This is a genomic window from Priestia sp. USM5, from assembly GCF_058323215.1.
Window position 1 is genome coordinate 1,044,871 of record NZ_JBSGKN010000001.1, and the last position, 19,608, is coordinate 1,064,478.

Sequence of the window (19,608 nt, forward strand, 5' to 3'; positions counted from 1 at the left end):
CACCTGCGGACTTTTGTGTTTATATTTTAATTTCTTTTTGCTCTAACCTTGCTTCTAGTGAGTCGTACAAAGCTAACTTGTAGTTAATTTGCTCGAGGTATTTAAAAGTTTTGGCCATTTCTTCTTCTACCGCTTCTTTGTGCTGAAGCATCATGTTTTTTCGTTCTTTAATCGTGCTTTCCCCTTGTTTATAGAGCTCTACATAGCGCTTTATTTCTGCAAGCGGCATGCCAGTTGAGCGCAGAGCTAAGATAAAACGGATCCACTCAATATTCGTATCGTTATAGAGGCGCTTTCCATTTTCATCACGTTCTACAAAAGGAAGGATTCCTTCTTTTTCATAATAGCGCAAAGTCGGTGCGGAAAGCCCGGTTTTTTCATTCATTTCTTTCATGCTATAAGACAAGATTGTTCACTCCCACTTATGAATCGTAAAGCTTACTTTAAGGTATATGATAATCGATAGTTGAACGTTTTATCAAATTCTTTTTCGGTTATTTTTTAAAAAATGGAACTTTTATACATTTTGTCCGTAATAACAAGTAGACAATAAGAAACTTACTGTAAAAGGTTAAGTAAAGGGGATAGAGTAATGAAAAAAATAAAATGGATTAGTTTTATACTGCTGCTGATTTCAAGCGGAGTGTTTTTTATCAATCATCAGTACGCCATTTTACTAGCGGCTTGGACCGCTTACGGAATGGCTTTATCAGTCCTGGTTTATTTCTTTTCATACGGCATGAGTGATTCAAATCAAGAATAAAAACCGTATGCGCGTTTCTTATTGTCTTCAAAATAAAAGCAGAAAATGAAAGGATGGAGGAAATGGGAGAACTTTTTTGGATGATTTTTTTCGGAGCGTGTATTTGGGTTCCACTAATTTGGAATAAAATTGCGATTGGCAAGCGCATCGCTTACGAAGAAAAGAAAGCAGGACGTGATTTAACAGGGGAAATCAATCCGTTTACTGGAGGAAGAATGTAAATAGAGATTAAGACATCTCTAAATTACTCCCATTGAAAGACGAACAAATAGGATAAATGAGCTCATATGAATTGTTTGTGACACCGCTGTTAATTTCCGTGCAAGGCTTCGCTTTCCGCGGGCGGCCGGTGAGCCTCCTCGTCGCTTACGCTTCTGCGGGGTCTCACCTGTTCCGCTTTTCCCGCAGGAGTCTTCGCCTTGCCCTCCAATCAACAGCTAGAAGCAGCTACCTACATAAAACTTACATTCAGCCTATCCATAAAAAATCCGAACGAATTTAATTCTCTACCAAGAATCTCAATGCATCGTTCAAATTTCCCTACCACTAATAAAATACGTTTGTCTCAGCCTCTTCATTAGTAAAGAAAACAATAGTTTAATTTTGTTATTAATAGTATAATTAACCATATTTACTTTAAATAGAAAGGTTGATGAAAAAGTGTCAACATTCTTTTTGGTCGGCATGATACTTGTGCTGGCGATGATTATTTTTTCGCGTACGCTGTGGGTTCCCAGCGGAGTGGTAGAACGTCTCAGCAAGAAAAAGTGGTTTCAAAACCACTGGCTGAGCGGAGGCTATTTGTTTGGCATTAATGCTTTATATTTTGGCACTACGATATTTTTACTCTATCTTCTTATGTTTACAGATATCCCTTATTTACATCTTGTTCTTATGTTTTTAGCGACGATTGTAAGTATTCTCACGTGGAGCGCTTTTAGTACAGCGTGGACAGGGTCATTTAAAAACCGTCTTAAAATGGCTTTAACAGGAAGCAGCTTTTACTTGATCGTAGCATTGATCATGTTAATTCAGTGGCTAGGCGTTAAACCTCTGTATCCCAATGAAGATACGTTTATGCGAGCTTTAGTATGGATGCTTGGCTTTTTCGTTTCAGCCGTTGCTTTTAGTATATGTTTTATCTTCACTGCGTTTCTTGGAAAACGTTCACCGCGTGTGTCATGATATCATCCGCTTTTTAACGTTTTTTTCTAGTTAACTACTATTTACGAAAGCAGGGGTAAACGTGATTCGAGAAATTTCATCTTCTGATGCAGCCGCTTTTTTAACGTTAAATAAAAAGCTTGATAAAGAAACCGCCTATATGCTGTATGAGGAAAATGAGCGTGCGACCACGCTTGAACAGCAGAAAAAAATGATTACAACTTTTTTAAAGATGCCGAACTCAACCATTTTAGTGGCGGAACAAGAAGGACAGCTCGTTGGTCATTTATCTGTGATTGGCGGAAGCGTTAACCGAAAAAAACACAGTGCATACTTAGCTGTTGGCGTGCTTCATTCTTATGGAAACCGAGGTATCGGCACTTCGTTGTTTAAAGAAATGGAGAAATGGGCAGCGCAGAGCGGCATTAAACGAGTAGAGCTAACGGTGATGACCCACAATGAACCGGCCATTTCGCTGTATAAAAAGATGGGTTTTGAAATAGAAGGGAAAAAAGTATGTTCACTCGTTGTAGATGAAAAATCAGTCGATGAATATTATATGGGGAAGGTTTTTGAAAAAACGTGCTTAAAGGAGAAATGAACATGGAAACGACGATTGTTAAGTTAAACGAATGGGTGGTAAAGCTTCCTAAAAAGCTTGAAGTACTCTCTGAAGCAGAGGCGTCAAACCGTCCTGCTCCTAAGAAATGGTCACCAAAAGAAATTGTGGGGCACTTATGTGACTCAGCCATTCACAATTTACAGCGCTTTATCAACGTGCAGCATGAAAAAAATCCTTGTGTACTGACGCCTTACAAACAAGATGAATGGGTAGAACTGCAGCACTATCAAGATACGTCCATGAAAGAAGTAGTTGCCCTATGGCGCAGCTTAAATAAGCAAATTGCTTCCGTTCTTTTGCATATACCAATAGAAAAGCATATGTATCAATTCGAACTAGGAGATGGAAAGTTCGTTTCGCTCCAGTGGTTGGCTAAAGATTATATCGCTCATTTGGAGCATCATATCAAGCAAATCGACGCTCAAATGCCGCTAGGAGGCAAAGAGGATGAAAAAAGAACATAAAAAAGAAGAATCTCAGGTGAAAGTAGATTTTAGAGCAGGCCGCGCCTATGGTGATCATGAATACATAGGATCTTCGAAAAAAGGCGTGCTTCTTGCTTTGTTACCCGTTCTGATCATTGCTGGAGGTATATTTTTTTTGATGGTAAAATGATAAAAGCCGCATTATAGCGGCTTTTTTTCATAAAGGTGCTGGGTTTTGCTTCCTTCGGGATTGTTGAGGCTTTCTAGGGTGGAAAAGCCTGCGTGTTCTGCGACTATTTTAGCTGCAGAAGGAAGCGTTTCGACTCTTTCCCAAGATTCTGGATTCCACAGCTTTGATCGCTTGAATGCTTTGCTACAGTGGAGAAAGCATTCTTGTACTTCGACGCCGATAGCGAGCAGCGGAGCTGTATTGTGAACCGCCATTGTTTCAAGCAGCGCTTTTTCTTTTACAATGCAAGCTTTGCCGTTAATCCGCAGCGTTTCTTCTATGCCTGGAATCAAAAAAAGCAGTCCGATTTGAGGATTAGATAAAATATTTTCCAATGAATCTACTTTTTGATTGCCGCGCCTCTCTGGAATCAACAGCCTTTTCTCATCGACGACTTGTACAAAACCAGGGTGATCACCCCGCGGAGAGCTGTCGCAAATTCCTTTATAATCAGCTGTAGCAATGATAACAAAAGGGGAATGTTTAATAAATTCCCGGCAGTGTCGATCTAAATAAGGAATTATTTTTTGATGCGCCAATTTGTTAGGCGTGCCGACTATACGGCGAAGCTCTTCTTTCGTTTTTACTTGTTCTTTAAAGTGACCGTTTTTCATTCCTCTTTTCACTCCTACTGTATGCGTATACTGAAAATACCATTTTTATATATGAAATACTATATTTTTATATTAAAAAACAGAAAAATCAGTATATTTAAATGAAGTAGAAGTGTTATAACGCTAGCTTCGGTCTTTTTTTAAATTTTTGATTGCGTTATCAAATATGTCATTAACCGTTCTCATATGTTCGCTGACAAGATGATTCGAGTCTTTTTCTCGCTGGCGCATGTCTTTTAACAAATCATCCATATCATCTAGCAAACTTTGAAAATACTCATCTTTTTGTTCTTCTTTCATTGTGGAATCGTCCATTTCATCAAGCTTATCGAGCTTATCTTCAATTTTTTTGAAGTATTCATCTCTCAAGAGTCTCACCTCATTTATAAAGTAGCTTTCTGCTTATTGTATGCAAAATGTTTGTTTGCATGAGTAAGAAGTAGAAAGGGTATAAAGAAAAAAGAGTCTAAAAAGCTCATTTGCATCTTAGTAGGTTACTTTTTAGTTCCCATATTACTTTAAAGTGCGTACTTTTTTTTCGTGTTTCCATGCTTCATAATAAATTTTGTCAGGGAATAATAAGACATTTAATAAATTGATTATACGAATCAAATTCTAAAATAGAGGTATAAAAATTTCAGGAGGTTTTATTCATATGAGAGAGATACTGCAAGGAAAACTAGGTTTTGGAACAGCACCACTAGGCAATATGTATCGCAATATTCCAGAAGAAGAGGCCATCGCAACGGTTGATGCTGCTTGGGAAAGCGGCATCCGCTACTTTGACGCAGCCCCTCTTTACGGAGCTGGCTTAGCAGAAATGCGCCTTGGTGAAGCACTATCAAAAAGAAACCGCGATGAGTATGTGCTAAGTACAAAGGTAGGTCGCGTCATTTCAGATGAATTGGAAGATACATCTTCACGTGATATGGGAGAAAAAGGCGGGCTTTTTGAATTCGGCCGTAAAAATAAAATTATTAATGACTATAGCGCTGATGCAACTCTTCGTTCAATTGAGCAAAGCTTAAACCGTTTAAAAACAGATCGCTTAGACTTTGTGTATATTCATGATGTTGCGCAAGATTTTTATGGAGATGAGTGGGTAGGACAATTTGAATCTGCTCGAACGGGCGCATTTCGTGTGCTTACACGTTTGCGCGAAGAAGGAGTTATAAAAGGATGGGGACTTGGAGTAAACCGAGTGGAACCAATCGAAATTATGCTGGAATTGGAAGAAGCAAAGCCCGATGTATCGCTGCTAGCTGGCCGATACACGCTGTTAGATCATGAACGTGCGCTGCAGCGAGTGATGCCCGAAGCTGTAAAGCATAATATGGACATCGTTGTCGGCGGACCATACAGCTCAGGCGTTCTTGCTGGAGGTACACACTTTGAATATCAAAAAGCGTCTTCAGACATTATGGCAAAAGTAGAAAAAATCAAAGCCATTGCAGATCGTCATCAGATCAGCATTAAGGCTGCTGCTGTACAGTTCTCGCTTGCTAATCCAGCGGTTGCTGCCGTTATTCCTGGCGCCAGTCGTCCAGAGCGTATTGCAGAAGACAAAGCGGCATTAAACACGGTAATTCCGGCAGCCTTCTGGGAAGAAATGCGTGAACAGCAGCTTGTAGCGTCTCATGCACCGCTGCCAATAAACGTTAAATGAAGGTAGAACGGTAAATAGTAAGTAGAAAAAGAGGCTGAGGCAAAAGTATTTTAGACGAAGTGAAAAACGAACCATTGATCAAAATTTTTGATTAGTGGTTCGTTTTTTTTGTTAGGTGAACGTAGGTTTCATCTGTTTAAATCCTTCTAGCAGTTTATTGAAGGGCAAGACGAAGACTCCTGCGGGGAAAGCGGAACAGGTGAGACCCCGCAGGAACGCAAGTGACGAGGAGGCTCAGCGGCCTCCCGCGGAAAGCGAAGTCTTGCATGGAAATTAACTATCACAAGCGGTTCAGCTCATGTATGCCATTTGTGCGTCTTTAAATTGGATTCATCTTGTTATGTCTCAGCCTCTTTTTTTGTTTTGAGATAGGGATTTGTCATATATTTAGTAAGAATTGGTTAAATACGAACAATTTAAATGAATAATATTAAAATATTCGCTTTTTATATTGAATAACCATTTTGTATTTGATACATTTAGAAAGTGAAAAATATTGCTCGTATATGCTTGGAAATATGGTCTAAGTGTCTCTACCTGGTTCCCATTCAAAGAACTGGACTACGAGTTAAAGTATAAAAATGTTCGGTTTACCCAGACAGAAGCTGTATTCCGTACTTAATTTCTTATACTTTGACTCTAAAAAACCTAGACCATGAAACATGCTCTAGGTTTTTTTCTTTTGTCCAATCATCGAGTGTATGAAACAGCAAAACGAAATGGAGTGAAAGTAACGATCTATGAAAAACAAGATGTTAAAAACAGGTGCTTTATTTACTATTGGTATGGTTTTACTGCTATCTATACTTGCCGGGTGTAATTCAGCTTCAAAAAAAGAAGCCGGAGATAAACAGAAGCAGCAGCCTATTATTGTGCAAGGGCCGATGCCGATAGAAGCGCAGAAATTCGCTAAAAAATTAGAAAATGTAAAAGAAGAAAAGTCAGGGAATTTTGTTTTTTACAAAGGAACTGTCGACAATTATCCGGTCATTGTGGTTAAAACGGGAAAAGGAATGGAAAACACGGCAGCTGCTACAGCGATAGCTATAGAAAAATACCATCCTAAAGCAATTATCAACCAAGGAACATCGGGCGGGCATGATGAAAACCTGAACGTGTTTGATATTGTATTAGGAAAGCGAACAACGAATATAGGCTCTTTAAAAACAGAAGATAAAAAAGAAGGCGAAGGAATGGATCCTACTGCTTGGAAGCCGATGGATTTAATGGCTTCTGAAGGAAGCGCTGGAGAAGATCCTGATGCTGAAAAAGCTCGCTATTATGAAGGAGATAAGAAGTTACTTGCGGCTGCAAATGCAGTAAAAGATACATATAAAAAAGGTAAAGTGGTTGAAGGAACGATAGGATCAGCAGACACGTGGAATAACGAAGTGGATCGAATTAAGTGGTTCCATACTAAGTATGGGACGTCTGTAGAAGAAATGGAAGGCGCAGCGGCAGCGCAAATTGCAGGAAGCTATGACGTTCCATTCTTAGGTATCAGAGTGTTATCTAACAACAAAGTAAACAATGGAAAATATAATCCAAATACAGCAGCCGCTTGCCAAGACTACGTTTATGAAGTAATTAAACATTATATCAGCACAAACGCTAAGTAAATCTTTCTTTAAAAAAGCACCAGACCCTTTGTTTCCTTAACAAAGGGTCTGGTGCTTTTTTGGTCAAATAATTGAAAACGACTACGTATGGATTCTACCTATAGAAAGACTAGTTAAGATCTTTTTTAGTATTTTTAGTTTATCTATTCTTCACGCCGCTCATCAGTAAAAACAAAGGAATACGCATTCGACGCTCGTAAGTTTCAGCGCTGTCGAAATGTTCTTTTTGAGGACATGCTTCTTTTAAATTTGTAATGGTGAATCCACTTTGCTGCATCAAAGAAAAGTACTCTTCAAGCGTGCGATGATACTTTTGAACGTATCCACCCATCCAGTGCTGCTGACGGAATCCCATGAAGAAATAGTTGTCCACGGTCCAGTTTGTGCGGAGAGCGGAAGGCTGAAGAGTAGACGTAATAACTGGATGTTCAACGGAAAAAATAAACCTTCCTTCAGGTTTGAGTGCTTGATTTACTTTAGTGAAAATGGAAGCTAAGTCTTCTATATAGTGAAGAGACAGTCTTGCGGTAACTAAATCATATTTGTCACGGGGCGGAGTATAGTGCTCCATCGGTTCATGGATCACTTCTGCATTTGGATAGTTTGAAAGCTGTTGCTGAGCTGCATTTATCATATTGATCGAGCCGTCTACTCCGGTATAAGAGAAACAGCCTTGTGCAAGAAGCTCCGCACCAAATTCAGCGTTTCCACACCCTAAGTCTAAAATGTTTGCATCTGTAACATCACCTAGAAGCTGTAGAATAGCTGGTTTTTCAATCGTATCATTCGCATTTTCTTTTTGCTGCCGGCGTTTTGTATAGGCCAAAAACGTCTCGTCATTATCGTAAAATTCAGCTCCTGTTGAGATCTTCAACTAAATCAGCCTCCTCTATGCAAAGTATCTTATTATAATCATATATTCAAATTATTTACAATGATTTTGATGGATATGGAAATAGCGTTTTATTTTGGAGAAGTGCTATCATGTGGAGTAACAAACTTGTACACGTCTATGGAAGATAAGTCTAAAAGCTAAGAGTTGAGTATAGAAAGGGTCAGTCTATGCATAACTCTTAGCTTTTGCTTTGAAGTCGTAAGGAACCATTTGTTTTTGGCGTCGGTCTTATTTCGGTAACTTTTCAACAATTGCTGCGTCTATTTGCTGAGATAATGCGCTGCTAATCTCTTTTTCATGCTCTACTTTTTCTAAAATGAGCTGCTTATTACCTGTCTTGATTTTTAACATCGTACCTGAGTGGATGGAGAAATCATCTCGCAGCTTTTTAGGAATGGTAAGTCGAAAACGTTCATCAATTTTTCTAGATTGAGCCGTAAATATTAAAGTCGTTTTTTCACCGAAATTCATTTCGTATTTTTGAATCACAATGTTATTTTCTTTGTTAATAAAAAATTGAACCTCCATGTTTGCATCCAATTCGACTGACGTTAAAAGTTCAGAAGTGAGCTGAATCTGCCGTCCGGTTAATGTTGCATAATAAGGAGGAGGCGCCCCAGGTTTTTTTGAAAGCGCTATCGTTTTTTCGTCTCTTTTTTTCATAACAATTTGCTGTTCTACTACGTATAGTTCTACATAATCAAATGGCTTAAGTTCATAGTCATCTCGCAGGGATCTTGGAATGACTATTCTACCCATATGGTCAATTGTTCGAATGAAGATATGAGAAGGAACGGGGACATTTTCATCATGATGATCAATAATAATCCAATCATCACAGCTCCGTAAAAGAACTTTGTCGTTCGTCTCGAGTTTCGTTATTTGCATAAACAAAGAAGGAAGGGATACTCTTCCCATTTCATCAATTATACACTCTTCTTTTTTTGTACGCATCTTGCTACTTAATCCTTTCTAAAAACAGTTTAGATGGGGTATGTTACTTAAATTACACAGCATTTATTTCTTTGTCAAATGAAGCAAATGAGTATTTATTCATCCTACAGATTGCGAAATACAGGAAGTTTAACCGGGTTCAGTAGATGTACATGTGTCTCGTGTAAAGAATAATAATCTGAAGAAAACAGCTAATCTATTAATTAAAAAAAACATAGAAATAGAAGTGTTTTTCTTTCTTTTGGTTTTATTGTAGGAAAAAAAACCTTAAAAAGAGGTAGTATCTTTTTTAAAAAGAGTAGATAGAGGTTTTTAAACAAAAAAATACAGCGGAATTCAGTCTGAATAATGAATAGATTTATGCATATTAAGCCAAGAAAAAAATTTCACGCAATGCTTTTTTTACGCCTTTTGGGCTCAAGTCATAGTTAAAGGATAAAGAAAAAAGCTCAATGTAATGAGCTTTGAGCTAATTTTATCGTTTTTCAACCAGCAGTAAGATGAAGGTAGCAAGCGGTCCTAAAGCAAGAGATAATAAGAACCAGTTCAGACCGGTTCGATTTTTACCTTGCGCTAATCCGGCATTAATTAGAGCCAGCGTTCCCCATCCTACAACGTATTGATTATCCATATGACACCCCGCTAATATTATTTCTTTATATGATTAACAAATTTTATATTAGCATAAATATCCATATTTTTGATTGGAATTCCTGAATTAGGTGGAAAAGCGGTGAATTTCTTCATGAAACAAAATTCCTGTTTTCCTCCACTCAGTGAAGGTAGTAGTGAATAAGAGAAGGGTGCACGTAGTACACGTGAACGTACTGAGGACGATGATAGTGAAGCTGATGCATATATTGATTCATAAGCCTTTGAATGGCGTCGTACACATTGGGCGGATAGCCGTAATAGCCGTGATGAATCCCAACTCGAAGCAAGGAAACGGGAGGCGTGTTATTGTTTTTGTACATTGTTCGGTGCTCTTCTGCGCGTTTAACCTTGCGCAGCTGCTCCGCCCGCCGCCGGCGCAGCTTTTCGCTGTCCTAGTTCTTGATCGAGTATAAAAATAGCTGCAGGGTTATTTTGAGCAATTTTTAAGCGGTCTACAATTGTCTGAGCCTGAGCTTCTTCATCGACTTGTTCTCTCAAAAAGTCCTGCACGATGACTAGGGTTTGAGGATCGTTCGCTTGGCTGATAAATTGAAACGCTTGACGATAAGAATTTGTGACGAACTTTTCATGCTCCAATACTTTTTGAAACGTTTCTAACGGTGTCCCAAACTCACTTGGCTGAGCAGGTAAAGAACTTAATTCAACCGTTCCGCCGCGGTCAACTAAGTAGTCAATAAGTTTTAGCATATGAGTGCGTTCTTCTTCAGACTGCAGGCGTAGCCAGCTGCCCATTCCTTTATAGTTTAATCGATTCATATAGTTAGACATAGCTAGGTACAAAGTTGAAGAGACGTGTTCAAGTTGAATTAAGTTATTGAGCAGTTTTTGAATTTGTTCGTTCATATTTGTTATTCCTCCTTAGGGAAAGAATTTCTTTCATATACTAGCTGCAACCCTCACGTTTTTTATGGTGAAAGAAATCTACAGTGATACTATATGTCACTTCTTTAAGTAGGTAACTTGCCCATCCTTTATTGGTGCTTCTTACTTACATAAAGGGGTTGTATAATATAGGAATAAACGTAGTTTAAAAGACCCTTTTTTTAGATGGTTAAAATTACTATGTTCTATTTAACCAATTTAATGATAAAATTGTCACTCTGTGCAATTTTAATTGGTATGAAGGAGTCAGAAAAATGAATATGCAACACGTATTAATACCTGGATTTGAAAAGCTCGCGAGCTTTGTTTTCTGGTATCCATTTATTATGTCTTTATTTTGGATTGCGGGCACGCTTATTTACATACGCTATCGCGACCGAGATCCTAAAGTTGATTTTTCAACAGTTGATTGGCCGTTAGTGAGCTTTTTAGTGCCTTGCTATAATGAAGAAGAAACGATTGAAGAAACGCTTAAGCACCTTTTGGCGTTAGATTATCCGTCTAAAGAAATCATCCTTATTAACGATGGAAGCACCGATGGAACAGCTGATATTTTAAAGGAAATCAGCAGGAATCACCCTGAAGTTCGTGTGATTCAGCTTTATGAAAATAAAGGAAAAGCCAACGCGTTGCATTTAGGTGCGCACGCATCTAAAGCTGAGTTTTTAATCTGCTTAGATTCAGACGCTATTTTAGATCAAGACGCTCCGTATTATCTAATCCATCATTTTCTTCATAAAGGGGAACGGCTGGGAGCCGTTACCGGAAATCCGCGCATTCGAAACCGTAATACGCTGCTGAGTCGCATTCAGCTAGTTGAGTATTCTTCTATTATCGGTTCTATTAAACGAACACAGCGAATTTTAGGAAAAGTAATGACGGTCTCAGGCGTAGTAGTGGCTTTTCGAAAGAAAGCACTTGTGGACGTCGGGCTGTGGGATCGTGACATGATTACGGAAGATATCGCCGTAAGCTGGAAGCTGCAGCAGCGCTTTTGGGATATCCGCTATGAACCGCGGGCATTGTGCTGGATGCTTGTGCCCGAAACCTTAAAGGGAATTTGGAAGCAGCGAGTACGTTGGGCTCAAGGTGGGCAAGAGGTAATGCTTCGCCACTGGAAAGTGTTATTAAAATGGAAGCAGCGCAGAATTTGGATTGTATACCTAGAGCAGTGGATCAGTACTCTTTGGTCATTCGCATGGCTGTTTGTGACGATCATGCTGCTTGTTACCGCGAGCAGTCCTCAAGACATACTGTTTTGGTTTACGTTTACGTCATTTTCCCTTGTATTTATGAGCTTAATTCAGCTGTTTATTGCGCTGAAAATTGATTCGAAATACGACAACGTGAAGCGGTATTACGTTTGGGCTGCATGGTACCCAGCGCTTTACTGGATTGTCAATACGATTGTGGTAGTGGGCGCGTTTCCTCGTGCTATCAGATCTAGAGTGAAAGGAGGCTATGCCACATGGAGCAGTCCAGACCGCGGCTTAACGAAGAGCAAATCATGATTCAAGCTAAGCAGCCTCTTGCTCGATTCGTGATAAGCATCATTGTTTCATCTGTTTTTTGGCTGTATTGTGCCATTGTTCTTTGGTTTTTCCTTTCAGCTGTTATCGGCGTAAATGACCGTTACAGCGGGGTATTAAAAATTGCGTTCAAAACGACGAACGGCGAAATTCGAACGTTTTTAGTAATTGGACTCGCTATTTTTTGCTTCTTTTTCCTGGCTCTGTTTTTATGGAGATTCTACAACAAAAAGAGATTTGGAAGCTTAAACCGACGAAAAGAGCCGGCGTATACGAGTATTAAAGATTTAGAGCGTCTTGAGCTTTTATCGAAGGATCAAATTCAAGAGCTTCAGCGTGCACAGTACATCGAGTTTGATGTTAATCCGTTAAAACATACTGAGGAGAGGAAGCACGCATGAAGAAATATGTATTCTTTCTTTTAATTGCGGCAGCGGTAGTTGGCTTTATTTTCTTTAAAGTAGTGAACTGGGAAGATAAGGCGAAAGCAACAACGACCGTGGAGCCAGCGCTTGAGACGAACGGATGCTTAGGCTTAAATTATCATCGCGTGCGCAAGCATAATTGGTTTAATCGAATTGTCAGCTCAGTTACAAAGTCTGACGAACTGACAGAGTACAGCGTCTACAGCAATGATTTTGAACAACAGTTAAAAAAGCTGAAGGAACTTGACGCTACGTTTGTTACGCCAAAAGATATTGAAACGTATCAGCAAAAAGGCACGTTTCCAAAACGCTGCGTATGGATTTCATTTGACGATATTGACCGTACCGTGTATCAAAACGCTTTTCCAATTTTGAAAAAGGAAAACATTCCGTTTACGCTATATGTAATCGCAGGACAAGTGGGAGCAGAGGACTTTCAAAATTTAAATATGGCTTCATGGAGTCAGCTAAAAGAAATGAAAGACAGCGGCCTTGCGACAATCGGTTCGCATACATATGATATGCACCGTTTAGAAGAAGACAAGCCTTTATTTCTGACGCCTGCTAAATACAGCGCGTTTGCTCGTGATTTACGAAAAAGCAAAGAAACGATTAAGAACCATTTAGGAATAGACCCCGTTTACTTTGCCTATCCATACGGCAATACGAATGATGACGTAGCTAAGATTGTGAAAGATGCTGGTTTTCACCAAGCAGCTATTTTAGCCCCTCATGTTATTACAAAAGACAACGATCCGTATTATCTTAACCGGATTGTTGTGTACAACAAAACCTTTCAATATCTTATTCTTCCGTGGCTGACGCGTACGAGCTCATGAGAAGAAAGTGAAAAAAGCCTCTGTCTAAAGCAGAGGCTTTTTTCTGTTTACCATCAAAAGGTATGTCAATTACGTGAAGAAAGTACACTTTCATTTCTATAAAAATCATTTTAATGTTACCATAGAAAAGTTGTGATAACAGATATGGATAAACGAAACTATCTATCAATCCTTTTACAAACTGCGTGTAAGAAGTTTGTAAAGGTGTAAAGAGGAAAAGCGGCAATTGTACGCTTACTATTTTACGAATGTAAGGCAATCGGACAAACTAATTCACTGTCCATTGCTAATTAAATTGTATTCATTATTCACGATTCCTCTCTATCATTTCGTCATGGGTTTTGTTTTATCGTTAAAATTTTGATAAAGGTGTATAGGATATGGAAAACAGGCATTTTGAATATAAATTTAAAGAAGCGCTGAAAAAACTAAATGATATTGAACTTGCGTTAAATGAATCATCGATTGTAGCGATTACAGATAGTCGCGGATTCATCAATCACGTGAACGATAAATTCTGTGAAATTTCTAAATATGAAAGACATGAGCTTCTCGGTCAAGATCATCGTATTATTAATTCGAAACATCACTCAAAACGGTTTTTTAAAGAGTTATGGAGTACAATCAACTCAGGTAAGGTCTGGCACGGAGAAATAAAAAACAAGGCAAAAGACGGTTCGTATTACTGGGTGGATACAACCATTGTTCCATTTTTAGATGAACGAGGAAAACCGTATCAGTACGTATCAATTCGCAATGATATTACAAAGCGAAAAGCATATGAAGAAAAAATTAAGCAAATGGCTTATTATGATCCGTTAACTAATTTACCTAACCGCTACTGGTTAAACAAACAGCTAAAAAAACTGTTTTTAGATGAAGAATCTCCAGAACTGCTGGCTATTTTATTTTTAGATTTAGACCGCTTCAAATCAATAAATGATACGCTTGGCCATCATCACGGCGATGTGCTGCTGAGGCGCGTAGCAGAAAGATTAAAAAAATGTATTCCGTCCTCTGATTTTATCTCGCGGCACGGGGGCGATGAGTTTATTTTAGTGCTTCATACACTAAAAACTGTTGAGGAAATTGAAGAAATGACCGAGCAGATTGTAAAAGAAATGTCGCTTCCTTTTTATATAGACGGAGATAAAGTGCTAACCTCTACAAGCGTTGGCATCAGCCTATTTTCAAAGGAATGTCAGCAGCATATTATTCCAAAAGACGCAGATGAACTAATTGACAGGTTAATTAAGCAAGCAGATATTGCGATGTATGTAGCAAAACGAAATGGGCGAAACACATATGAAATGAGTTCTTCTTCATCAAATGAAAAAATCATTAAAACGATTAGAATGGAGAATGAGTTAAAGTATGCGTTAGAAAGAAATGAGTTTCAGCTCGTTTATCAGCCGTTAATCGATTTGAAAACGTCTGATGTCATAGGGGCAGAAGCGCTTATCCGCTGGAATAGCGCAAAATTTGGTACTGTCTATCCAAATGAATTTTTGCCCATTTTAGAAGAAGTTGGTTTGATTGTACCGGTTGGCAAATGGGTATTAGAAGAAGCATGTCAGCAAATGAAAGCATGGACGGAGATAAATTTAAAAGCGAGTAAAATAGGGGTGAACGTGTCACCTATTCAGCTGAAGTCCTCACGATTTGTAACGGACATGGAACAAATTTTGAAGAAAACGGGCCTTGAGCCGCACTTTCTAGAACTTGAAATCACCGAAAGCGTTATTCAAAACAGTCAAGAATCGAAAAAAGTGCTAAACCGCCTGCGGAGTCTAGGGATAAAAGTGGCGATGGATGATTTCGGAACGTGCTACTCTTCTCTCAGCTATCTTAAACACTTGCCAATCAATACGTTAAAAATTGATAAATCATTTATTGACGACTTAGATGAAGTTGGAAAAGTGCTGGTGGAAACGATTATTCAAATGGGGAAAAAACTTAATTTTGCCCTAACCGCAGAAGGAATCGAAAACGAAGAACAGCTGCAGTTTGTGACGGAACAAGGCTGTCATATCGGTCAAGGCTATCTATTTGATAAGCCGCTTTCTCCTGAGGAAATGAGCCGTTTGTTGAAATGAAGGAAAATCCTATGTACGGAAAGAAGCTCTTTAATAGAGCTTTTTTTATGGTTTTTAATCGTATGTAAGGAGTGAGAAAGTCGTGAAAGAGTACGTTGGAATCTGCACGATATGTCAAAAGAACGTGTACTGTCTAGAGGGATTTTTGAACGGTGTGGTTGTTGAAGGGAAGCTTGTCTGCTTTGCGTGTGAAGAAAAGGAGAAGCGTGACTCTCATAAAAACAAAAACTAGCTACCTGGGGTAGCTAGTTTTTGTTTACTGCGCATTCACTTTTTCAGCTTGCCAGTAATACTCGCTGAACACATCTGAAAAGGCTTTGACGGTATTTGTGAGTTCTTCCATATTGTTATCGACGCCGCCTACTTCAATTAAAATGGAGCGGTCGGATAAGTCTTGATTATACAGGCCGTTATTGCCGCTTGTTTTCTTTTTACTTAACACTCCGCGGCTAAGGCCTGGATATTTTTCCTCTAGCTTTTCATGAATCGCTTTGGCCATTTTTACATTTTCATCAAATTTCGGGTTGGCTTCACCTAATACAATCATTATTTTAGCGTACGATTTGCCGTTGATAGTAGCCGTTGTTTTTTCTTGACGTAGTGAATCACGATGAATATCAATTAAATAATCGACGTCTTGGTTTTGCTGAAGAGCTGTTTCCACCACGCTTCGAGACATCGCATAGGCTCGTCCTGTACCCCAGCCTTTTTCATTCAGCTTTTGCGTCATGTTGGTTGTATCTACTTCCGATCCGATTCCGTCTGCTTTTAATTCCATTCCTAGCATTTGACCAACGAGCGTGATGTTGGTTTTGTTATCTACTGCTTTATTTTCGTTCGCTTCACCTGGCATACCAAGTAAAGGGAAATAAGATTCCCAGCTGTGCGTGTGGTAGATGTACACAACTTTTCTGTCTCCCGTACTTTGCTTAGCCTGTGTTTGAGACTGTTTTTTGCTTTCTTCGTACGTTTTGCTTTCAGCAGGATCCAAATCACGCTCTCCAGAAATGCTTTCGAGAGGAGGAGCCGATTCATGAGGAATCGTGGTATAATCCGTTCCTTCACCGGCTAACAGAATATGAGAATCAAAAATAGAAAAGCCGGGCAGTTCTGATCCAAATAGACTTCTTGTATCCGCCACGCGAATATTCGTCGCAAGCTGCAGGGCGACAGAAGAAAGAGGAGGCGGGGAGAAGTCTTCTTCAAAGGCATGAGAGAAATGATGGTTTTCCGTATGCATGAAGTAGAACAAGCTTTGAGCTTTATAATTTGATAGCGCTTGATAGACAACGTTCGAGCGCAGCGTATGCTGAAGAGTTGAATACGTGACGGTAAAAATAGCGGCAGATGTTAACAGAACAAATAGTATAGCGATAATTAATGATTTATAAGAAAGAATCCAAAAAAGCTTTTTAGGCTTTTCAGTGAACTTTTTTTTCATAGAGTAAACCTCCTCTAATAAAATTTTGAAATCAGCGAATAAGAACTCTAAGAGGAGAATGTTATGTATCTACTATTTACTCTATTAAAAAGAAAAAGAAATATGATAGAAACCATGATATTTAAAACAATATAAAAAAGGTTATAGTAGGGCATACTATAAAAAAACGGTGCATATTGGAGCTGGTTAGATGAACGATTCATGGGTTTATCATCATTTTATTAATACACTGTTATTTCCTTTAACGATGTTTGGCGTGGCATTTTGTGTACTGGGGCTGTTGCTGTACATGCTGTGGAAAGAAAAGCAAAAAGAAGGGCGAAAACAACGAGATTGAGGCATTTAATCTAAAGACGAACAAATGAGGTAAAGGAGCTAGTATGGAACGCTTTTGACACCGCGGTTGATTTCCGTGCAAGACTTCGCTTTCCGCGGACGGCAGGTGAGCCTCCTCGTCGCGCACGCTCCTGCGGGGGCTCACCTGTTCCGCTTTCCCCGCAGGAGTCTTCGTCTTGCCCTCCAGTCAACCGCTAGAAGCCGCTACATACACGAAACCTACGTTCACCATACCAATAAAAAAATCCGAACGAATAATCGTTCGGATCTTCCTTCAACTAAAATACGTTTGTCACAGTCTTTTTGTCCGAATTTCAGCTGGGAAAAGGAAGGTTTTTTCTTTCTAAGAACTCCATACGGTTCCCAAATGGATCATCCACGTAAATTCTTTCAGTACCGGGAATGTTTTTGTCTTCTATAAAAGAAATACCGAAGCTACTCAGATGATTTTTGAACGCAGGGAGGTTTTTAACATAAAAGCCTGGATGCGCTTTTTTGGCAGGTGAAAAGGTAGGTTCAACACCAATATGCAGCTGATAAGAACCAAATTCAAACCACACGCCGCCGCGTTTTTTAAGACTTTCCGGCTTTTCAATTTCTGTTAAGCCAAGAATGGTTCCAAAAAAGTGTCGTGCTTTGCTTTCTGAATGCGGTGGTGCAGCTAGCTGAATATGATCAATATGCGTTAGTGTAAAAGTCATAAACATTCCCCCTTAACTAGTAGAGTACTAGTTAAGTTTACGTGATGTATCACTGTAAATAAATGATAAAAAGTTGATGTGTTTCATAAGAAAAACTTATTATTTTATATACATATAACACCAAATGAGGTATATTTTATTTTGTTGTTATTTAGAAGAATTGGAGATTAATATGGAATATCACTATACGTTAACAAAAGATGATTATGTGGCTTTTAATATGCATCATGCTCAACATTCGGAAAGAGTACAAAAAGTGCTGAAAGTTCAGCGATGGATGTCGCTTATTTTTCTTCTTATTCCTTTGCTTGTTTCGTGGGTTGAAGGAGAGTTTTTACTTGGCATGTTCGTAGCATTTGCGCTGCTTGCGGTTCTTTGGTTTTTATTTTATCCGAAGTATTTTTACGGAAGTATTAAAAAGAACATTATAAAGGTAATAAATGAAGGAGATAACAGCAGTCTGACAGGTGAGCATACTATGATGGTTACGGAAGATGGCTTGGTAGAGAAAAGCTTAAAAGGAGAAGTGAAGACTCCTTGGTCAAGCATCACTCAAATTAGAGAAACCGATGAACATATCTTTATTCTTGTTAGTGCAATGAGCGGATACGTTATTCCTACAAGCGCATTTGCAGATGTAAAAGCGCTACAGCAGTTTAAAGAAACGCTGAATGCTGCAAGGGTTGGAAAAACAGGCTGAGTAGTAAATAATAATAATGTAAAAAAACGCCCTCCTAGATACTTTTCTAAGAGGGTGTTTTTTTAACAGCAGTCCCAGTTGTACAAAACATCTTTAAAGTTACGGTTGCGAAGGTCTTCTTCTTTAATGAAGAAATTGGCCACTCCCGCATCACCAAACATAATATCCGCTTCGTCGTCCATGGCGAATTGAAGAAGCAGAACGTTATATGCGCGCAGCGCTTCATCGTAGTCTCGAGGATCGCTTTGAGTGAAAAAAGCGTATCCGCCCATTTTATGATACTCGCCCGTAAGCTCATCCCAGTAGATCTCTTCCATTTCTTCATCATCAAATAAATCTGATTCCATATCATTATATCGATAGTCAGTAGGAGACACGGGTTCGCTTTTTATTTCAAACTGTAGGCCTACTTCTTGAGGAATAGGGAACATATCTCGGTCAACGTCTTCTAGATACGTAAAATCGGTTATTAACTTGTTTTCGTCGGTTGTTATGTCTTCATAAAAAACGACGCGAAAGTCTTTTTGAGACGTGGGTTGGTCAAAATCCAGACCATACACATCACCGGTGTTTTTGTTATCAGCTCCGCAAATGAAAAATTGAAGCATGCCTTGAGAAGGCATATTTTCATAGGGAGGCACGTCAGAAAAATTGATTTGTGCCATCATTAACATAGGTTTGCCCTCGGAGTCGAGAGGATGATTTGCTTCTAGAGGCAGGTAAGGGTTGCCGCCGAACTTGCTGTCATATAATTTGGGACTATTCCTGACCGTATGGATGTGGATATAAGGTTTACATGTTTTTTCGATTTCTTTTCGGTAAGGTTCTAGCTTGAGAGGCAGTGCTAATTTTGATAGAGGATTCATATGTACTCTCCTTTTTGTTTGTAATAAAAAGAACGTTTGTTCGTACTTGTATTTTATCGTAATACATACGAAAAGGGAAGAGAAATCGTATAAAAAACCCCTTTGCAGAAGCATCCGCAAAGGGCACAAAGAAATGATAGCGTTTTCATTACGAACCTTACTAAACG

27 protein-coding genes and 1 riboswitch are annotated in these 19,608 nt (G+C 39.0%); of the genes, 14 read left to right on the top strand and 13 right to left on the bottom strand.

Annotated features, from left to right (window positions below; translation table 11 throughout):
• Nucleotides 1-19: 19 nt before the first annotated feature.
• Nucleotides 20-406: a MerR family transcriptional regulator gene (locus tag ACWATA_RS05365; protein ID WP_033579956.1), complete on the bottom strand. Its 387-nt coding sequence runs from the start codon at nt 404-406 to the stop codon at nt 20-22.
• A gap of 186 nt (nt 407-592) precedes the next feature.
• Here ACWATA_RS05365 and ACWATA_RS05370 point away from each other — a divergent pair, with 186 nt between their 5' ends.
• Complete coding sequence (locus tag ACWATA_RS05370) at nt 593-763, top strand: hypothetical protein (protein ID WP_165573631.1); 171 nt, start codon at nt 593-595, stop codon at nt 761-763.
• A 62-nt stretch (nt 764-825) separates the two neighbouring features.
• A complete protein-coding gene (locus ACWATA_RS05375) occupies nt 826-984 on the top strand; it encodes a hypothetical protein (protein ID WP_162200723.1) in 159 nt (52 codons plus the stop codon).
• Nucleotides 985-1,002: 18 nt separating this feature from the next.
• Here the strand turns inward: ACWATA_RS05375 and ACWATA_RS05380 are convergent, their stop codons facing one another.
• On the bottom strand, nt 1,003-1,197 hold the full coding sequence (locus ACWATA_RS05380; protein WP_048407606.1) for a hypothetical protein: 195 nt from the start codon (nt 1,195-1,197) through the stop codon (nt 1,003-1,005).
• A gap of 226 nt (nt 1,198-1,423) precedes the next feature.
• Here ACWATA_RS05380 and ACWATA_RS05385 point away from each other — a divergent pair, with 226 nt between their 5' ends.
• The 4 genes from ACWATA_RS05385 to ACWATA_RS05400 all read left to right on the top strand — a co-directional run bounded on the left by ACWATA_RS05385 (nt 1,424) and on the right by ACWATA_RS05400 (nt 3,164).
• A complete protein-coding gene (locus ACWATA_RS05385) occupies nt 1,424-1,948 on the top strand; it encodes a hypothetical protein (RefSeq protein WP_473049617.1) in 525 nt (174 codons plus the stop codon).
• A gap of 61 nt (nt 1,949-2,009) precedes the next feature.
• Nucleotides 2,010-2,528, top strand: a complete 519-nt coding sequence (locus tag ACWATA_RS05390) for a GNAT family N-acetyltransferase (protein ID WP_473049618.1) — start codon at nt 2,010-2,012, stop codon at nt 2,526-2,528.
• 2 nt (nt 2,529-2,530) lie between these two features.
• Complete coding sequence (locus ACWATA_RS05395) at nt 2,531-3,013, top strand: DinB family protein (RefSeq protein WP_049166005.1); 483 nt, start codon at nt 2,531-2,533, stop codon at nt 3,011-3,013.
• Nucleotides 2,997-3,164 (top strand): hypothetical protein, encoded by a 168-nt coding sequence (locus ACWATA_RS05400; RefSeq protein ID WP_165636166.1) that lies wholly within the window; start codon nt 2,997-2,999, stop codon nt 3,162-3,164. Before ACWATA_RS05395 ends, ACWATA_RS05400 begins: the two co-directional genes overlap by 17 nt.
• 11 nt (nt 3,165-3,175) lie before the next feature.
• Here the strand turns inward: ACWATA_RS05400 and ACWATA_RS05405 are convergent, their stop codons facing one another.
• Together ACWATA_RS05405 and ACWATA_RS05410 are read right to left on the bottom strand one after the other, a co-directional pair.
• Nucleotides 3,176-3,817: a pyridoxamine 5'-phosphate oxidase family protein gene (locus ACWATA_RS05405; RefSeq protein WP_432235669.1), complete on the bottom strand. Its 642-nt coding sequence runs from the start codon at nt 3,815-3,817 to the stop codon at nt 3,176-3,178.
• A 123-nt stretch (nt 3,818-3,940) separates the two neighbouring features.
• On the bottom strand, nt 3,941-4,186 hold the full coding sequence (locus ACWATA_RS05410; RefSeq protein WP_014458723.1) for a hypothetical protein: 246 nt from the start codon (nt 4,184-4,186) through the stop codon (nt 3,941-3,943).
• A 286-nt stretch (nt 4,187-4,472) separates the two neighbouring features.
• Between ACWATA_RS05410 and ACWATA_RS05415 the strand changes: the two genes are divergently transcribed.
• On the top strand, nt 4,473-5,483 hold the full coding sequence (locus ACWATA_RS05415; protein ID WP_028414966.1) for an aldo/keto reductase: 1,011 nt from the start codon (nt 4,473-4,475) through the stop codon (nt 5,481-5,483).
• A 480-nt stretch (nt 5,484-5,963) separates the two neighbouring features.
• A riboswitch (purine riboswitch) is annotated at nt 5,964-6,067 on the top strand.
• A 156-nt stretch (nt 6,068-6,223) separates the two neighbouring features.
• Nucleotides 6,224-7,102, top strand: a complete 879-nt coding sequence (locus tag ACWATA_RS05420) for a 5'-methylthioadenosine/S-adenosylhomocysteine nucleosidase (RefSeq protein ID WP_049166003.1) — start codon at nt 6,224-6,226, stop codon at nt 7,100-7,102.
• Nucleotides 7,103-7,241: 139 nt separating this feature from the next.
• Here ACWATA_RS05420 and ACWATA_RS05425 read toward each other — a convergent pair whose 3' ends face one another.
• The 5 genes from ACWATA_RS05425 to ACWATA_RS05445 form a co-directional block, all read right to left on the bottom strand.
• On the bottom strand, nt 7,242-7,976 hold the full coding sequence (locus tag ACWATA_RS05425) for a class I SAM-dependent DNA methyltransferase (RefSeq protein WP_165636168.1): 735 nt from the start codon (nt 7,974-7,976) through the stop codon (nt 7,242-7,244).
• A gap of 249 nt (nt 7,977-8,225) precedes the next feature.
• The gene (locus ACWATA_RS05430) at nt 8,226-8,951 is read right to left on the bottom strand and encodes an AbrB/MazE/SpoVT family DNA-binding domain-containing protein (RefSeq protein WP_165636169.1); all 726 of its coding nucleotides are present in this window, start codon (nt 8,949-8,951) and stop codon (nt 8,226-8,228) included.
• Nucleotides 8,952-9,426: 475 nt separating this feature from the next.
• Nucleotides 9,427-9,582 (bottom strand): hypothetical protein, encoded by a 156-nt coding sequence (locus tag ACWATA_RS05435; RefSeq protein WP_014458731.1) that lies wholly within the window; start codon nt 9,580-9,582, stop codon nt 9,427-9,429.
• Between the two features lie 142 nt (nt 9,583-9,724).
• Nucleotides 9,725-9,925, bottom strand: coding sequence for a hypothetical protein (locus ACWATA_RS05440; RefSeq protein ID WP_014458732.1), 201 nt, complete (start codon nt 9,923-9,925; stop codon nt 9,725-9,727).
• A 22-nt stretch (nt 9,926-9,947) separates the two neighbouring features.
• On the bottom strand, nt 9,948-10,469 hold the full coding sequence (locus tag ACWATA_RS05445; RefSeq protein ID WP_014458733.1) for a ferritin: 522 nt from the start codon (nt 10,467-10,469) through the stop codon (nt 9,948-9,950).
• 293 nt (nt 10,470-10,762) lie between these two features.
• Here ACWATA_RS05445 and pgaC point away from each other — a divergent pair, with 293 nt between their 5' ends.
• The 4 genes from pgaC (at nt 10,763) to ACWATA_RS05465 (ending at nt 15,397) form a co-directional block, all read left to right on the top strand.
• Entirely contained in the window at nt 10,763-12,019 is a 1,257-nt protein-coding gene (gene pgaC, locus ACWATA_RS05450) for a poly-beta-1,6-N-acetyl-D-glucosamine synthase (RefSeq protein ID WP_033579968.1), read from the top strand.
• Complete coding sequence (gene pgaD / locus ACWATA_RS05455) at nt 11,977-12,438, top strand: poly-beta-1,6-N-acetyl-D-glucosamine biosynthesis protein PgaD (protein WP_047750023.1); 462 nt, start codon at nt 11,977-11,979, stop codon at nt 12,436-12,438. The genes pgaC and pgaD overlap by 43 nt, the downstream gene beginning before the upstream one ends.
• On the top strand, nt 12,435-13,301 hold the full coding sequence (icaB, locus tag ACWATA_RS05460) for an intercellular adhesin biosynthesis polysaccharide N-deacetylase (protein ID WP_028414957.1): 867 nt from the start codon (nt 12,435-12,437) through the stop codon (nt 13,299-13,301). Before pgaD ends, icaB begins: the two co-directional genes overlap by 4 nt.
• A gap of 380 nt (nt 13,302-13,681) precedes the next feature.
• Nucleotides 13,682-15,397, top strand: coding sequence for a sensor domain-containing protein (locus ACWATA_RS05465; protein WP_473049619.1), 1,716 nt, complete (start codon nt 13,682-13,684; stop codon nt 15,395-15,397).
• A gap of 256 nt (nt 15,398-15,653) precedes the next feature.
• Here ACWATA_RS05465 and spoIIP read toward each other — a convergent pair whose 3' ends face one another.
• On the bottom strand, nt 15,654-16,838 hold the full coding sequence (spoIIP, locus tag ACWATA_RS05470; RefSeq protein ID WP_034271278.1) for a stage II sporulation protein P: 1,185 nt from the start codon (nt 16,836-16,838) through the stop codon (nt 15,654-15,656).
• Between the two features lie 190 nt (nt 16,839-17,028).
• Between spoIIP and ACWATA_RS05475 the strand changes: the two genes are divergently transcribed.
• Nucleotides 17,029-17,175 (top strand): hypothetical protein, encoded by a 147-nt coding sequence (locus tag ACWATA_RS05475; protein WP_176343531.1) that lies wholly within the window; start codon nt 17,029-17,031, stop codon nt 17,173-17,175.
• Nucleotides 17,176-17,185: 10 nt separating this feature from the next.
• Here the strand turns inward: ACWATA_RS05475 and ACWATA_RS05480 are convergent, their stop codons facing one another.
• Complete coding sequence (locus ACWATA_RS05480) at nt 17,186-17,365, bottom strand: hypothetical protein (RefSeq protein ID WP_274862845.1); 180 nt, start codon at nt 17,363-17,365, stop codon at nt 17,186-17,188.
• Between the two features lie 123 nt (nt 17,366-17,488).
• Entirely contained in the window at nt 17,489-17,875 is a 387-nt protein-coding gene (locus tag ACWATA_RS05485; RefSeq protein WP_274862844.1) for a VOC family protein, read from the bottom strand.
• Nucleotides 17,876-18,047: 172 nt separating this feature from the next.
• On the opposite strand from ACWATA_RS05485, the gene ACWATA_RS05490 reads away from it, so the two are divergent.
• Entirely contained in the window at nt 18,048-18,575 is a 528-nt protein-coding gene (locus ACWATA_RS05490) for a YcxB family protein (protein WP_473049620.1), read from the top strand.
• Between the two features lie 62 nt (nt 18,576-18,637).
• Here the strand turns inward: ACWATA_RS05490 and ACWATA_RS05495 are convergent, their stop codons facing one another.
• Complete coding sequence (locus ACWATA_RS05495; RefSeq protein WP_049165992.1) at nt 18,638-19,441, bottom strand: YwqG family protein; 804 nt, start codon at nt 19,439-19,441, stop codon at nt 18,638-18,640.
• Nucleotides 19,442-19,608 lie beyond the last annotated feature (167 nt).

Bases quoted from the DNA above. Each gene is read 5' to 3' on its own strand.
- spoIIP (WP_034271278.1), bottom strand. From the start codon at position 16,838: ATGAAAAAAAAGTTCACTGAAAAGCCTAAAAAGCTTTTTTGGATTCTT.
- ACWATA_RS05495 (WP_049165992.1), bottom strand. From the start codon at position 19,441: ATGAATCCTCTATCAAAATTAGCACTGCCTCTCAAGCTAGAACCTTAC.
- ACWATA_RS05405 (WP_432235669.1), bottom strand. From the start codon at position 3,817: ATGAAAAACGGTCACTTTAAAGAACAAGTAAAAACGAAAGAAGAGCTT.
- ACWATA_RS05375 (WP_162200723.1), top strand. From the start codon at position 826: ATGGGAGAACTTTTTTGGATGATTTTTTTCGGAGCGTGTATTTGGGTT.
- ACWATA_RS05430 (WP_165636169.1), bottom strand. From the start codon at position 8,951: ATGCGTACAAAAAAAGAAGAGTGTATAATTGATGAAATGGGAAGAGTA.
- ACWATA_RS05400 (WP_165636166.1), top strand. From the start codon at position 2,997: ATGAAAAAAGAACATAAAAAAGAAGAATCTCAGGTGAAAGTAGATTTT.
- ACWATA_RS05445 (WP_014458733.1), bottom strand. From the start codon at position 10,469: ATGAACGAACAAATTCAAAAACTGCTCAATAACTTAATTCAACTTGAA.
- ACWATA_RS05395 (WP_049166005.1), top strand. From the start codon at position 2,531: ATGGAAACGACGATTGTTAAGTTAAACGAATGGGTGGTAAAGCTTCCT.
- ACWATA_RS05490 (WP_473049620.1), top strand. From the start codon at position 18,048: ATGGAATATCACTATACGTTAACAAAAGATGATTATGTGGCTTTTAAT.
- ACWATA_RS05465 (WP_473049619.1), top strand. From the start codon at position 13,682: ATGGAAAACAGGCATTTTGAATATAAATTTAAAGAAGCGCTGAAAAAA.
- ACWATA_RS05415 (WP_028414966.1), top strand. From the start codon at position 4,473: ATGAGAGAGATACTGCAAGGAAAACTAGGTTTTGGAACAGCACCACTA.
- ACWATA_RS05370 (WP_165573631.1), top strand. From the start codon at position 593: ATGAAAAAAATAAAATGGATTAGTTTTATACTGCTGCTGATTTCAAGC.
- icaB (WP_028414957.1), top strand. From the start codon at position 12,435: ATGAAGAAATATGTATTCTTTCTTTTAATTGCGGCAGCGGTAGTTGGC.
- pgaD (WP_047750023.1), top strand. From the start codon at position 11,977: ATGGAGCAGTCCAGACCGCGGCTTAACGAAGAGCAAATCATGATTCAA.
- pgaC (WP_033579968.1), top strand. From the start codon at position 10,763: ATGAATATGCAACACGTATTAATACCTGGATTTGAAAAGCTCGCGAGC.
- ACWATA_RS05420 (WP_049166003.1), top strand. From the start codon at position 6,224: ATGAAAAACAAGATGTTAAAAACAGGTGCTTTATTTACTATTGGTATG.
- ACWATA_RS05485 (WP_274862844.1), bottom strand. From the start codon at position 17,875: ATGACTTTTACACTAACGCATATTGATCATATTCAGCTAGCTGCACCA.
- ACWATA_RS05475 (WP_176343531.1), top strand. From the start codon at position 17,029: ATGAACGATTCATGGGTTTATCATCATTTTATTAATACACTGTTATTT.
- ACWATA_RS05435 (WP_014458731.1), bottom strand. From the start codon at position 9,582: ATGGATAATCAATACGTTGTAGGATGGGGAACGCTGGCTCTAATTAAT.
- ACWATA_RS05440 (WP_014458732.1), bottom strand. From the start codon at position 9,925: ATGTACAAAAACAATAACACGCCTCCCGTTTCCTTGCTTCGAGTTGGG.